Origin of the sequence: Colwellia sp. BRX10-4, from assembly GCF_014077465.1 — a bacterium.
Classification (GTDB): Bacteria; Pseudomonadota; Gammaproteobacteria; order Enterobacterales; family Alteromonadaceae; genus Colwellia_A.
The window spans coordinates 1-594 of record NZ_JACGVZ010000099.1 but is presented as its reverse complement, the minus strand read 5'-3'; the positions used below and the strand labels follow the sequence as shown (position 1 = coordinate 594).

1 protein-coding gene is annotated in these 594 nt (G+C 34.7%); it reads right to left on the bottom strand.

Annotated elements, in window-relative coordinates; translation table 11 throughout:
- Nucleotides 1-244: 244 nt before the first annotated feature.
- Nucleotides 245-448 carry a hypothetical protein gene (locus tag H4J67_RS19995; RefSeq protein ID WP_182204919.1) on the bottom strand — a complete coding sequence of 68 codons (204 nt, stop codon included), beginning with the start codon at nt 446-448 and terminating at the stop codon, nt 245-247.
- Nucleotides 449-594 lie beyond the last annotated feature (146 nt).

Here is a 594-nt window from a genome sequence, read left to right as displayed (position 1 = left end):
GTGGTTGAATATCTTGATCAAAATGAAGTCTACTCATGAGTAATACCTTTAGTTGTACTGTTTATGGTACGAAGTATAGTTAAAACTAGATGTAAGTACAAGACTTTGAACTTGAGTTATAACGCCACGTTAAGCGGCAAAAAATTGTTGGCTAAAATTGTGAACGGAGTGAAACAGCCAACTGTTTTTTGTCCGTTTGAACGCCTTGTTATGTGTATGATAACCAAACACTATTATGACAACATTAATTTAAAGAGTAACCAAAAATTTTAGGACTTTTAAGTATTTCTGTAACCGTAGATTTAGCAGTTTCGTTAGATAGTTCACAAGCCTCTAAAATCTTAATCGCTACCTCTTTGTTGCCTGAAACTATTACTTGATCAAAACTATCCATTTTCTTTAGAGCGAACAGTCTTTCGTTTACAGTCATTCCATCCAAACATTCCATATTTGCAGACTTCCTAGATACACATAGACACAATGACTCCCCACAAGGTGCTAGCCTCTAAATGTGGGTTAGTTTTACAAACCAGAGCCATAATATATGTGTCAACATTATCAAACAGAGGCTAGCATGATAAAACATAACATACT

What these genes read in the sequence shown, in the direction of transcription:
- H4J67_RS19995 (WP_182204919.1), bottom strand. Translation starts at nt 448, where the DNA reads ATGGAATGTTTGGATGGAATGACTGTAAACGAAAGACTGTTCGCTCTA.